This window comes from Plantactinospora sp. WMMB782, from assembly GCF_049179135.1.
Taxonomy (GTDB): Bacteria; Actinomycetota; Actinomycetes; order Mycobacteriales; family Micromonosporaceae; genus Plantactinospora.
Window position 1 is genome coordinate 6,947,346 of record NZ_JBMHMC010000007.1, and the last position, 12,640, is coordinate 6,959,985.

Annotated in this window: 10 protein-coding genes; 2 read left to right on the plus strand and 8 right to left on the minus strand. The window is 72.3% G+C overall.

The genetic code is table 11. The features are described 5' to 3' along the window. Positions 1-10: 10 nt before the first annotated feature. Complete coding sequence (locus tag ACN28A_RS33040) at positions 11-358, minus strand: hypothetical protein (protein WP_421402126.1); 348 nt, start codon at positions 356-358, stop codon at positions 11-13. A gap of 182 nt (positions 359-540) precedes the next feature. Continuing rightward, positions 541-873 carry a hypothetical protein gene (locus tag ACN28A_RS33045; RefSeq protein WP_421402128.1) on the minus strand — a complete coding sequence of 111 codons (333 nt, stop codon included), beginning with the start codon at positions 871-873 and terminating at the stop codon, positions 541-543. A 221-nt stretch (positions 874-1,094) separates the two neighbouring features. Here ACN28A_RS33045 and ACN28A_RS33050 point away from each other — a divergent pair, with 221 nt between their 5' ends. Further along, the gene (locus tag ACN28A_RS33050; protein WP_421402130.1) at positions 1,095-3,926 is read left to right on the plus strand and encodes a BTAD domain-containing putative transcriptional regulator; all 2,832 of its coding nucleotides are present in this window, start codon (positions 1,095-1,097) and stop codon (positions 3,924-3,926) included. A 159-nt stretch (positions 3,927-4,085) separates the two neighbouring features. Here the strand turns inward: ACN28A_RS33050 and ACN28A_RS33055 are convergent, their stop codons facing one another. The 5 genes from ACN28A_RS33055 to ACN28A_RS33075 all read right to left on the minus strand — a co-directional run bounded on the left by ACN28A_RS33055 (position 4,086) and on the right by ACN28A_RS33075 (position 10,323). After that, positions 4,086-6,281, minus strand: a complete 2,196-nt coding sequence (locus ACN28A_RS33055) for an AMP-binding protein (protein ID WP_421402133.1) — start codon at positions 6,279-6,281, stop codon at positions 4,086-4,088. Next, the gene (locus ACN28A_RS33060) at positions 6,203-7,477 is read right to left on the minus strand and encodes a beta-ketoacyl synthase N-terminal-like domain-containing protein (RefSeq protein WP_421402135.1); all 1,275 of its coding nucleotides are present in this window, start codon (positions 7,475-7,477) and stop codon (positions 6,203-6,205) included. The genes ACN28A_RS33055 and ACN28A_RS33060 overlap by 79 nt, the downstream gene beginning before the upstream one ends. A 1-nt stretch (position 7,478) precedes the next feature. Next, positions 7,479-8,687, minus strand: a complete 1,209-nt coding sequence (locus ACN28A_RS33065) for a beta-ketoacyl synthase N-terminal-like domain-containing protein (RefSeq protein ID WP_421402138.1) — start codon at positions 8,685-8,687, stop codon at positions 7,479-7,481. Next, on the minus strand, positions 8,677-8,937 hold the full coding sequence (locus ACN28A_RS33070; RefSeq protein ID WP_421402140.1) for an acyl carrier protein: 261 nt from the start codon (positions 8,935-8,937) through the stop codon (positions 8,677-8,679). Before ACN28A_RS33070 ends, ACN28A_RS33065 begins: the two co-directional genes overlap by 11 nt. Before the next feature lie 279 nt (positions 8,938-9,216). Further along, positions 9,217-10,323 carry an L-dopachrome tautomerase-related protein gene (locus ACN28A_RS33075; RefSeq protein ID WP_421402142.1) on the minus strand — a complete coding sequence of 369 codons (1,107 nt, stop codon included), beginning with the start codon at positions 10,321-10,323 and terminating at the stop codon, positions 9,217-9,219. A gap of 257 nt (positions 10,324-10,580) precedes the next feature. On the opposite strand from ACN28A_RS33075, the gene ACN28A_RS33080 reads away from it, so the two are divergent. Beyond that, positions 10,581-11,519, plus strand: a complete 939-nt coding sequence (locus ACN28A_RS33080; protein WP_421402145.1) for a peptidoglycan DD-metalloendopeptidase family protein — start codon at positions 10,581-10,583, stop codon at positions 11,517-11,519. 70 nt (positions 11,520-11,589) lie between these two features. Here the strand turns inward: ACN28A_RS33080 and ACN28A_RS33085 are convergent, their stop codons facing one another. Further along, positions 11,590-12,624, minus strand: a complete 1,035-nt coding sequence (locus tag ACN28A_RS33085) for a TRM11 family SAM-dependent methyltransferase (RefSeq protein WP_421402148.1) — start codon at positions 12,622-12,624, stop codon at positions 11,590-11,592. Positions 12,625-12,640 lie beyond the last annotated feature (16 nt).

The window sequence follows — 12,640 nt, forward strand, 5'->3', positions numbered from 1 at the left end:
GTCGTCGCCGTCAGGACACCCGGACCGTGGTACCGCACCCCTCCCGGTCCTCACAGACGTAGAAGCTGGCCACCTCCACCGACCAGCGGCCGCCACCGGTGTTGCCACTGCACCCGTCGTCGTCGACGATGCTGGTGCTGCGCCCGTCCCGGAGATTCACCACCGCGAAGACCTTGTGGCCGTCACATTCGTCGTCCCGGACTTCCATCTCGAGATGACTCGCGTAGACCCAGGCCTCGTCCAGACCGTGGTAGCCGCGCATCTCGTGCGCCTGCGCCGGTGATCCCCAGAGCGCCGCGGCGAGCACGAAGCTGCCGGAGACAGCCAGGATCCGGACCGACCTCCTGTTTAGAGCCACTGTTTCCTCCCAATGCCGAAATGAATGTCACCGACTCGCCCGCACTGTGTAGCGGCGGGAGCCGGAGGTTCGCCGGGTCCTCGTCGACCGCTCGACCACCTGGCAACCGTGGACGGGCTGCCGTTCCCGGTCCGGAGCGATCACACGGAGCGTCGACAGTCTTCTGTCGACGCCCGCCACGACTAGTCGACCTTCCAGCTGTCGTTCGAGAGCGCGCCGCTGGCATAGCGTTGGGCGCCCGACGAAACGCAGTTCATCCAGTAGGTCCCGTAGAGACCGCGGATGACGATGGTGGTCGAGAGGCCCTTGTTGTCATCCCGAACGATGCCCACCTCGGCCTGCGTGATCCTGTCGTAGACGTAACAGGTGACGGGGGACGCGTAGGCGGTGGCGGTCGCGGCGACGGCGTGGTAGGTCGAATTGGCGACGATGTTGCCCGTCTGGCAGGCATAGGAAGGGTCGCTGAAGGTGCATTCAGAAGTCACGGCATAGGCGGGAGAGGCGAACAGTCCCACTGAAGCAAGGATGCCCGCAGCAGTGACCACTGCCATTCGCCCGGCTCTGTTTGTTCTCACTGTCGCACTCCTTCGATCATTATCCCCGTCTCTGGCGGATACCAGTTTGCGCGTACCCGGTCCGCGAACGGTCTCCGAAGTGTATGGAAGGCACACATTGACACTTCTAGCTATTATGGCTATAATATGGGCCGATTTGTTCCGACGGGGGTGTGTCCATCGTGGCGGCACCGATCGACTTCGGGTTACTCGGGCCCCTGGAGGTCCACGCGGGCGGTCGAAGCATCGAGCTGGGCGGCGAACGGCAGCGACGGATTCTGGCGGGGCTGCTGCTCCACGCCGGCCAGACGGTCTCCACGGCAAGACTGACCGCTGTCATCTGGGATGAGGATCCACCCGCGACCGCGCGCCGCCAGATTCACGGTGGCGTGTGGCAGTTGCGTCAGGCACTGGCCCGATACGGCGCGGCGGACCTGCTGGGCAGTGAGCGCGGCGGCTACCGGCTCCGGGTTCATGCGAACCGGGTGGACCTCGCCCGGTTCAAGGATGCCCTGTCCGAGGGGCGCCGGCTCGTGGCGCTGGGTGACAGGACTGCCGCTTCCCGTGTGCTGCGTCCGGCGGTGTCATTGTGGCGAGGTCCGGCGCTGGCTGACCTGACAGGCAGCGTGCTGGAGCGTGAGGCAGCCGTGTTGGAGGAGTTGCGGCTCGACGCCCTCGAGGAGTGTCTCGGGTGCGAGCTGGCCGGCGGCGGTGGGCCAGCAGTCATCGCCGAGCTGACCGACTTGGCGGCGAAACATCCGCTGCGCGAACGTCTCGCGGCCATGCTGATGACCGGTCTCTACCAGAGTGGTCGGCAAGCGGAGGCGCTTGAGGCGTACCACCGTGTCGCCACCACGCTCGCCGACGAACTCGGTCTCGACCCCGGCACCGAACTCCGGCGGACCCACGAGGCAATCCTGCGCCACGACCAGCCGCTCGACCCTTCGACGACCGTCCAGGCCGCCACTTTGCCGGCCGGCGCCGGTGCGATCGCCATGCCTCCGGCCCAGCTTCCTCCGCCGGGCGCCTTCTTCGTCGGCCGCGCCGGTATCCTGGCCGAACTCGACGGGGTCCTGTCGACCGCTTCGGCCGGCCCTCCGGTCAGCACGATCCTGTCCATCGTGGGCCAGGCCGGCGTCGGCAAGACGGCGGTGGCCGTCCATTGGGCGCACCGTATCCGCGACCGCTTTCCGGACGGGCAGCTCTATGTGAACCTGAACGGTTTCGAACCTGACGGAACGGCCGCGCTGAAGCCCACCGACGTCCTACGGGACTTCCTGGACGCCCTCCACATTCCACCGGACCGGATCCCCGCCGGGCTGAACGCCCAGATATCCCTCTACCGCAGCGTACTGGCCGATCGACGGATCCTGGTCGTGCTCGACAACGCCCGCGACGCGGCCCAGGTGCGGCCGTTGGTGCCAGGCAACCCGTCCTGTCTGGTCGTGGTCACCAGCCGGAACCGGCTTACCGGACTCGTCGCCAACGACGGGGCGCACCCGCTGTCACTCGGCATGCTGACCGAGGAGGATGCGCGTGAGTTGTTGGTCCGCCGGCTCGGCGTCGAGCGGATCACGGACGACCCGGACGCCATCGATCGGATCGTCCGGCGCTGCGCCGGGCTACCGCTGGCCCTGGCCATCGCGGCGGCATGCGCGGCCACCGATGCCCAGCTCTCGCTGGGCACCATCGCCGCGTCGTTTGCCAGTGCCGAGGAGAACCTTGACGTCCTCGCCGAGGAAGACCCGAGGTCCGACCTCCGGACCGTCTTCTCCGGCTCATACCGCGCGCTCAGCCCTGGACGCGCCCGCCTGTTCCGCCTGCTCGGCCTGCACCCCGGCCCGGAGATCGCCGCCTCGACCTGCGCGAGTCTGATCGGGCTTCCACCGGACCAGGTAAACCCGCGGCTCACCGACCTGGTACGGATTCACCTGGTCGAGCGGCGCTCGAACGACCGGTACGCGCTGCACGACCTCCTGCGCGGATATGCCCGCCAACTGCTCCGTAGCGAAGAGACCGAGCAGGACCTACGCGCCGCACAGCGACGGATGCTCGACCACTACCTCCACACCGCCTACGTCAGCGACCGCACGATCTATCCGCACCGGCGTGACCGTATCGACCTCGCCGCTGCGCAGACCGGTGTGACCACAGAGGTACCGACGGACAGTGCCGCCGCGCTGGCCTGGTTCACCCTCGAGCGTCGTGCCCTCCTCGGGGCCGTCGACGTGGCGGTCGCGAACGGATTCGACACACATGCCTGGCAACTCGCCTGGACGCTCACCACCTTCCTCAACCGGCGCGGCCGATGGCGCGAGTGGGCCGCGGTCGCAGGCACGGGACTGGCCGCCGCGAAACGCCTGCGCGACCGCAGGGCCGAGGCCCGCTGTCACGGCGCGCTCGCCAACGCCCACACCCGGCTCGGGCACTACGACCTCGCCCGACACCACCACGAGCATGCCCTGGACCTCTACACCGAGGTCGGGGACCGGATCGGGCAGGCGCACGTGCACAGCAACATGTGCTGGTTGGCGGAGCGCCAGGGCCACTACCGCGACGCCCTGGCACACGCCCGACACATGCTGTACCTGCACCGACAGGCCGGTCCCGAATCCGGTGAGGCCAGCGCACTCAACGCGATCGGTTGGTATCACAGCCTGCTCGGAGACCACGGTCGCGCGCTCGACTACTGCGGACGCGCCGTCGGCCTCATGCAACGCCTGGGCGACCTGCACGGCGAGGCGTACACCTGGGACAGCCTGGCGCACATCAACCACCAACGCGGCGACCACGCCCGGGCGATCGCATGTGGCCGGCGCGCGGTCGATCTGTGCCGGGACGTGGGTGAACGCTTTCTTCAGGCCGGCGTGCAGGACCGCCTGGGCGACACCTACGAGGCCACCGGCGACCCGACCGCCGCGCAAGCCGAGTGGCACTCGGCCCTGGAGATCTACAACGAGCTGGACCAGCAGCAGGCAGCCGTGATCCGGGACAAGCTGAACGGCACGACCTGACGTCCTCGGCGCTCTGACCCGCCCCGGGACGCCGCCCGGCGGGCCGAGCGCCTGCCGGCGGCGCCGTAGGAGGTCCTCGAGGGATGCGACGGCCTGAGCTCGAGCACCGTCCTCCCTGGTGGGACAGGCCGGCTTGCTTGCCAACGGGCTCCTGCGTGGTCAGTCGCGGAACATCGTGGCCAGCACCTCGGCGGTCCGGGCCGGGTTCGTGGCGACGAAGTAGTGGTCGCCGGGGACCATGTGCAGGCTGGCCAGCCGGTCGACCGGGATCCGGGCGGTCACCGCGTCCCGGGTGCAGAGCCCGTCGTCGGTGCCGAGCAGCACGTGCACGGCCCGGGAACGTACCCCCTGGAAGCCGTCCGGGGCGAGCGCGATGTCCCGGCGGAACCGGGGCAGCAGCAGCCGGGTGATCTCCTCCGAGCTGAGTGCCCCGGCCGGCAGCAGCCCGGTGCTGCGCAGCCCGGCCAGCAGGGTCCCGTCGTCGGTGGAGACCAGGGCCGGCCGGTCGGCACCGGGCAGCACCGGCGGGGCGGAGAGCACCACCTGGGTCCCGGCCAGCCCGTCCCCGGCGGTGTCCGCCACCGCGGCGGCCAGCACCGCACCGAGGCTGTGCCCGAACAGCACCGCACCGTCCGACAGGTAGGGGGTGCCCGCCTGCCACCAGGCGCGGGCGGCGTCGGCGATGGTGGCACCGTCGGAGTAGGTCGCCTCGCCGGCCACCACCCGCCACGAGCCGGGCAGGTGCCGGGCCAGCCGGGTGAACGCCCCGGAGGAGCCGCCCGCGTACGGGATGCAGACCAGGGTCCGGCCGGGACCGTCGCGCAGTACCCGCATCCGGACGGTGACCGGCTCGCCGGCCCGGCTGCGCAGCTGGAAGCGGGCGAGCTTGCCGGTCGAGGTGGTCGGCAGCGCCTCGACCACCTCGACGACGGCGGGGCGCTTGTGCGGCGGCAGCCCGGCCCGGAACGCCGTCCGGGCGGACCGGCGCAGCGCGCCCGGGTCGACGCCCGGCGCCGGCACCAGATAGGCGACCGCCTGCTCCAGCCCGGCCCGGTCCCGGGCACCGACCACCGCGCACTGGGCGAGCCCGTCGAGATCCCGGACCGCCGCCTCGACGTCGAGTGGTGAGACCTTGTAGCCGCCGATGTTGATCAGGTCGTCGTGCCGGCACAGGTACCGCAGTTCCCCGTCCGGCTCCCGCCGGACGATGTCGCCGGTGTAGGCGCCGCCGTCGGCGAAGGTCCGGGCCGCCGACTCGGGACGGTCCAGGTAGCCGGCGGCCACCGACGGGCCGGACACGTGCAGCCGGCCGTCGGTACCGTCCGGCACGGCCCGGCCGGCGTCGTCCCGGACGGTCACGGTGGTGCCGGGTACCGGCCGGCCGGTCGAGCCGGGCTGGCTGCCCCGGGTGGCCAGCACGATGTGCAGCACCTCGGTCGCGCCCAGCCCGTTCACCAGCGGCACCCCGAACGTGCTGGTGAAGTCGGCACAGAGCCCGGCCGGCAGGTGCTCGCCGGCCGAGATTGCCAGCCGGAGCGAGCCGAGGTCGGGGACGCCGGACGGGTCCGTCGGGTCGCCCTGCCCGGCCCGGTCCAGCAGTGCGGCGTAGATCCGGGGCACCGCGCAGAGCACCGTCGGCCGGTGCCTGGCGATCGTCGCGGCCAGCCGGTAGACGTCCGGCGGCCCCTGGTTGAGCAGTACCCCGGCTCCGGCGGCGAGCGGGAAGAGCAGCGAGTTGCCGAAGCCGTACCCGAAGGAGAGTTTGGCGGTGGAGAGCACCAGGTCGTCGGGGCGCAGGTCGAGGACCCGGCCGAAGCCGGCCAGCACCCCGGCGACTCCGGCCCCGCTGTGCAACACTCCCTTCGGCTTGCCGGTACTCCCCGAGGTGTACTGGATCAGCAGTATCTCGGACGGCGGCTGGGTGACCGGCGGCGGTGACGGTGTCGGGCCGGGCGAGAGCCACTCCGGACCGCCCCGGGGCAGCTCGAGGCCGGCCTGGTCCGCCCGCGCCGAACCGGTGTCGTCGGCGTGCAGGAAGCCGGCCCGGCAGTCCCCGGCGATGAAGCCGAGTTCCGCCCCGGTCAGCATCGGGCTCACCGGCACCGCCACGGCGCCCCGCCACCACAGGGCCAGGATCGCCACCACGGTCGCCGGATCGTCGTCGGCCACCACCAGCCCCCGGGTCCCGGGGCCGATTCCGGCCTCGGCCAGTCGGGCCGCGTAGCTGCGGACCGCGCGGTAAAGCTCGGCGTACCCGAGCCGCTCCCCCGCCCCGGTCAGGTATGCGAGCCGCTCGCCTCCACCGGAGGCGAGTGCCCGCCCCACCAGCCGCTCGACGAGGTTGGCGCTGACCATGAGAAGACCTCCAGGATGGCTGCGTTGCCGGATGGTTCGACCGCAAGCACGAGCAGGCTCGCCGGTGCCGGGACGCTGGCGCAGTAGGCCACGGCACAGGCGGCGGCCAGCAGGCCACCGGCTGCCCCGAAGTCCCCGAGCGACCGTTCCAGGTGCCAGACCTGCCGGCCGGCCTCCCCGGCGAGCGCCTCGACCAGCTCGCTGTCCACGGTGGAGACGACGACCGGAGCGACACCGGCGGGTCCGCCCGCGACACCGCCGGCCGGGGTGGCCCGCTCGGGCGTGCGGCGGGCCGGCGGTGTCGCGGGGACCGGTCCGGCCGTCCTGCCCGATCCCGCGGGGCGGGCGGCCCGGACCAGGGCGCGGCACTGTGCCGCCAGGTCGGAGCGGTCCAGGCTGGTCCGGCGGAACCGGCCCAGCCGGATGCCGGGCTCGCCGTCCCGGCACGGTGCCACGGCGAGGCAGGCCGCGCCCTCGGCGGCGACGAACTCCTCGGCGAGTCCGGCCAGGCTCCACCGGCTGACCGTCGCCGAGCCGCCGACCAGCGCCCGGCCGGCCTCGCCGTCCGCGACCAGCCGGGCCGCCTCGACCAGGGCGGTCAGCCCGGCGGCGCAGCCTCCGGTGGTGGTCTCGTTCGGGCCGTCCAGGCCGAGCCGGATGGAGACGGTCGCGGCCGGACCGTTGAACGCCGAGGCGGGACCGATGATCGGGCTGCTCAGCCCCGGCTCCATGGTGGCGGCCTGGACGCAGATGGTGGCGTACTCGGCCAGGCCCGCGCTCGAACTGGCCCAGAGCACCGCCGCCGGCCCGGCCTCGACGAGCCCAGCCCCGACGGGATCGGGCTCGACGGAGTCGGCCCCCGCGGGGTCGGGTGGGAAGGTGCCGGGCCACGGGACGGGTGGACCGCCCGGGGCCATCGCGTCGGCGTCGGCGGCCGCCGCGAGGGCGAGCAGGGACTCCGCCGGCAGGGCGCGCAGCCCCCGGCCGGCGACCGAGGCCGGGATCCGGGGCGCGACCGGGGCGTACGTGCGCCGGTCCAGCGGGGCGAGGTCGGTCTCCGGTGCCACGAAGCGGCGTACCGGGGCCGGTGGCGGGGCTGCCCCGGCCACCAGCGTGGCCAGTTCCGCCGCCCCGGCCACGCCGGGCAGTCGCAGCCCCAGGCCGCGTACGGCGAGACAGTCGTCGACCGGGGACACGTCAGTCCTTTCCGAGCAGTACCGTCGACACCCCGCCGCCGAAGCCGAACGCCTGGCTGAGCACCACCCCGACCGGTGCCCGCCGACCGGCCGGCTCGACCAGGTCGATGCCGCCGCAGGCCGGGTCGGGTTCGACAAGCGTGACGTTGCCCGGCAGCACGTCGGCGGCGAGCGCCTGCACCGCGACGATCGCCTCCAGGGCGGCGGCGGCCCCCTCGGCGTGCCCGAACTGCCCCTTCACCGAGGAGACCACCGGACGGCGCCGGCCGGCCAGCGCCTTCGCCACCGCCCGTGCCTCGATCCCGTCGCTGGCCCGGGTGCCGGTGCCGTGCGCACAGACCCAGTCCACGTCGTCGCCGGTCAGCCCGGCCCGGTCCAGGCAGCCGTGGATTGTCGAGACCAGGCCGTTGCCGTCCGGGTGCGGCTGGGTGGGGTTGTGCGCGTCGGCCGCGGCGGCGCAGGCGAGGACCCGGGCCAGCGGCCGCCCGCCCCGGGCCGCGAGCCGGTCGGCGCGTTCCAGCACCAGCACCCCGGCGCCCTCGCCGGGGATGGTGCCGCGCCGGTTGACGTCGAACGGCCGGACGGTGTCGACCGCGAGGGCACGCAGCGAGGTGAACATGGCGAGGATCTCCAGGGAGAGTTCGGAGACGCCGCCGCAGACCGCCAGGTCGACCTCGCCGGTCGCGACCGCCCGGACCCCGGCGGCGACCGCGCTGTTCCCGGCCGCGCAGCCGGGTGCGAAGAGCACCGTCGGGCCGGTGACCGCGACCACCTCGCGGAGGGTGTCCAGCAGCCGGTCGGGTGTCGCCCAGCCACTGCCCGGCACGTCCAGCCGACCCGCCGCGATGCCCCGGTCCAGGAGCGGTCGGGTGGCCATCACGGTGCCGGTGAAGACGCCCAACCGGCGTGTCCGGTCGCGTTCCGGCACTCCGGCGTGCCGCAGCGCCTCCAGGGTGGCCGCGGCGAGGAACCGGGCGGCCAGCGACTCGTGCCCGGGCACCGTCCCGTCCAGGTCGGCCACCGCGCCGGCCGGCACCTCCGCACCGCACCGGGCCGGATAGCGGGACATGTCGAACCTGGTGACCGGGCCGGTGAGCACCTGCCGCCCGGTCACCGCCGCCCAGAGCGCGTCCGCGCCGAGGCCGGCGGCGGAGACCGCGCCGACTCCGGAGACCACCACGGCCGGGCGGCCGGCCCGGTCACGGTCCAACGGAGATGCCCCGATCCCGGAGTACGGCGAGGGTGTCGCCGAAGTCCTGTAGGCCGGCCGCTTCCTCGTCGGTCAGCCGTACGCCGAGCTGCCGCTCGATCCGGACGACGAATTCGACCTTCTGCACGGAGTCGATTCCGAGGTCTTCGTAGAAGGCCGCCCCCTCGGTGACCTCGTCCGGGTTGACCTCGAAGATCTCCGCCGCCAGGTCCCGCAGGACGGCGGCCGACACGGTGTCTCGCTGTGCCAAGTCCGGCTCCCTTCCCGATCACCGCCGACCACTTTTCGTGGAATTTGCGGGTGGGCTCACAGTGAAGTTTTCCAGGAAGGAAACGAAGCGGGAATCACCGGAGATGCGACCGAAGAGCTTGTTCGCTCCGACCGAACAGGTCGTTACCGCAATCCGATCAGGTCGGTCCGGATCGGAAGGGCCGGTCTCGCCACCGGACGGTCCCGCGATGTCGCACGATGAACGGTTCCGGTGTGGACATTGTCGTTGATCATTGCCGGATGATCGGGACGCGGCCGGTCAGGGCAGCAGCGCCACCGGGCCGGCGTCGATGCCGATCCGGAACAGGGCGTACGGGCGGCGCCGCCGGTCGACCCCGCCGGAGTAGTCGGCCTGTCGGTGCAGTTGGTTGGCGGTGACGTAGAGGTACCCGTCGGCGGCGATGCTCATGGTGTCCGGCCAGAGCAGCCGCGGGTCGCGTACCAGGGTCTCGAAGCGCCCGTCGGGGTGCCGGCGCAGCACCGCGTTCTGCTCGTACGCGGTGAGGTAGAGCCGGCCCGCGTCGTCGCTCTCCAGTCCGTCGGAGGCGGAGCCCTTGTCCCCCTCGTCCCGGACCGTCGCCGCCACCTCGGCGTCGTCGACCGCCCGGTCGACGAGCGCGTCGGTCGAGACGCTGTAGAGCCGGCGGGAGGCGAGCGGGCAGTAGTAGAGCCGGCTGCCGTCGGCGGAGATCGCGATCCCGTCGGCGCCCATGCTGACCGGGCTCGGCGGCCCGTCCGGCGGGCACATCAGGAACGGCCGCCCCTCGACAAGCGGCCGGAACGTGGCCAACCCCTCGGCCTTGGTGGACGGATGGTCGTGCAGCCGGCGCCAGGCGGTGCCGCTGGCCAGGTCCACCACCACGATCCCGTTCGGACCGGAGTTGGACGAGTCGGTGATGAAGGCGACCCCGGCCGAGCGGCGGCGCAGGTCGAACCGGACGTCGTTGAGGTAGGAGGTGGGCAGTGCCACGTCGGCGGGGAAGACGATGGTCCGGGTGACCAGGTCGGTGTCGAGGTCGACGCAGACGAGTTTGGGGCCGCCGGGGCTGGTCGGCCGGAACATCGGGCTGCCGGTGTCGAGTATCCAGAGCCGGTCGGTCGGGTCGACGACGACGCTCTGCACCGAGACGAGGGAGCCGGCGTCGCCGTCGCCGTCCGGGGTGTTCCACTCCTGGTCGGGATAGGGCACGCAGTCGTCGTCCCGCAGCTCGGCGACGGTGGCCGGCACCTGGTCGCCCCAGCGCGGGAAGTTGACGAAGATGCGCCTCTGCCGGGAGACGGTGACCCCGGTGGGCATGGCGCCGGAGAAGGTGTGCACGGTCTCCAGCCGGCCGACCGGCTCCTCGCTGGTCAGTTCGTCGCTCATCCGGCCCCCCGTGGCCCCGCCCGCACGCCGACCGGTCGAGCCGGTGACCGGCCCGACCACCCCGCCACTGTAAGCCGAGCGCCGGCACCGGATGCCGAGATAGCCAGATTTGGCGCCATATTCGATTCGCCGCCTCCGCGCCCGCGCGGCACAGTCGGACGTCGATGTAGAAGTCTTTCCAATCTGGCGGAGCATTGGTTAAATACCTTCAACTATCCCCCACCCCCGCCCGCCCCGCCCGCGTCGGAGGATCCCGAATGAGAACCGGACACGCCCGCAGCCTGGCAATCCTCGCCGCGGCGGCACTCGCCGCCCCGATCCTGTGCACGGCCACCCCCGCCAGCGCCGCGACGGTCACCGTCGACAACGCCACCGCCGGCCGCTTCACCGCCAGCGCCAACTGGGGTACGTCCACCTGGTCCGCCGACCGGCAGGGCCCCGACTACCGGTTCGCCACCCCGGACACCACCGCCAGCGACGCGGCCTGGTTCAAGGTCAACGTGCCGAGTGCCGGCAACTATCTGGTGGAGGTCTTCTATCCCGCCGACTCCGGCTACAACAACGCAACCCCGTTCATCGTCGCCACCACCGGCGGCCACCAGAGCGTCCCGGTCGACCAGCGCGGCAACGGCGGCCGGTGGGTCGCCCTCGGCACCTTCCCGCTGGCGGCCGGCGACTACAACGCGGTCGGGGTCAGCCGGTGGACCAGCGGCACCGGCTACGTCGTCGCGGACGCGGTCCGGATCACCACCGCCACCGGAGGCGGCACCACCTTCTCGCTGCCGCTGCCCCGGACCGCGCTGCCGCGCAGCGAGTACGACGACCCGCACCACGACTATCCGGCGATCGACCTGCCGGTGCCGACCGGCACCGCCGCGTACGCCGTCCGGGCCGGCACCGTGGTCCGGATCGACGACAGCAGCTGCGGGCAGGGCATCAACCTGACCGGCACCGACGGGGCGATCTACACCTACTGCCACTTCTCCGCCTGGTCGGTGGCGTCAGGTGCCACCGTCACGGCCGGGCAGCGGATCGGCTCGACCGGCAACACCGGCAACTCCACCGGCCCGCACCTGCACTTCGGCATCCGGACCGGCAGCACCCGGCGCTGCCCGCAGAACTTCCTGCTCGCCCTCTACGACGGTGTCACCCCACCCGCAGCCAGCAGCCTGCCCACCACCGGCTGCAGCTACTGAGCTGTAAGGAAGGGTCCCTTCCTGTCGTCTTCTGTCGCAGCAGGGGTCCTTCCGCACACCGCCGGAGGCGTCAGGGGCGGCGGGCGACCAGGACGTCCCGGACGATCGCCTGGTCGACCCGGTGCGCGAAGTCCAGGTACGGGCCGTCGGCCAGCACCGCCAGGCCGGCGTCGGCGAGGATCCCGGCCGCCTCCTCCCGGCGGGCCACGTTCGTGTTCCAGGCGATCCCGAGCGCCCCACCCGGCCGGAGCAGCCCGGCCCAGACCGGCACCGCCTCGGCGAGCAGAGCCAGCGGGCTGCGCGCCAACCCGCGCCCGGCACTGCGGCTGCCGTGCTGTACGCCGTACGGGGCGTCCGCCACCAGCAGGTCCTGGCTGGCGGGGCGGAAGAACTCGGCACTGCGCAGGGTGTCCACCTGCACCACGTCCAGCCGCTGGGTCCGGCCCGCCCGGTAGGACTCCTTGTCCGGGGCGAGTTCGAGCTGCAACCGCCGGGCCACCACCTGCCGGTTCCGGCGTACCGGTCCGGACTCGGCGCGGTGCTTGATCCGCTTGCGCTTGCACCAGGTCTGGATGTACGTCGCGTACGCCTCGAAGTCCGCCCGGTCGTGGTCCACCCCGGCGGCGTCGTACCCGTACATCAGCGCCTGGTTCAGCGTGGTGCCCCGGCCGCAGAGCGGGTCGAGCACCCGGAACCGGCGCTCCAGCATCTCCGTGGCGAAGTCCGAGGCGAGCAGGGTCACGTTGAGCAGCAGCTTGGTGAACTGCTCGTTGGTCTTGCCGGGGTACTTCGGGATGGTCAGCAGGTCGTCGTCGAACCGGTCCAGCGGGTGCAGCTCGACCGGCCGGAGCAGGTCGCCGGTGACCTCGAAGAGCACGTAGATCGACGACAGGTTGGCCAGGTATCCGAGGTCGCGGTCGGTCAGCCCGTCGGCGGTGAAGGTGACGTAGCGGGCACCGCCGAAGACGGTCTCGGCGATGTCGGTGAGCCGACCGCCGAGCACGGCCCGGTCGAAGACCGCCAACTCGGCCCGGGTCAGCGCGACCGATGCGTCCGCGTAGACCCGGTTCGACGACGGGGAGATCAACAAGGCGTACCGGCTCATCGGCCCTTCCAGCAGC

Bases quoted from the DNA above. Each gene is read 5' to 3' on its own strand.
- ACN28A_RS33075 (WP_421402142.1), bottom strand. From the start codon at position 10,323: ATGAGCGACGAACTGACCAGCGAGGAGCCGGTCGGCCGGCTGGAGACC.
- ACN28A_RS33055 (WP_421402133.1), bottom strand. From the start codon at position 6,281: ATGGTCAGCGCCAACCTCGTCGAGCGGCTGGTGGGGCGGGCACTCGCC.
- ACN28A_RS33085 (WP_421402148.1), bottom strand. From the start codon at position 12,624: ATGAGCCGGTACGCCTTGTTGATCTCCCCGTCGTCGAACCGGGTCTAC.
- ACN28A_RS33080 (WP_421402145.1), top strand. From the start codon at position 10,581: ATGAGAACCGGACACGCCCGCAGCCTGGCAATCCTCGCCGCGGCGGCA.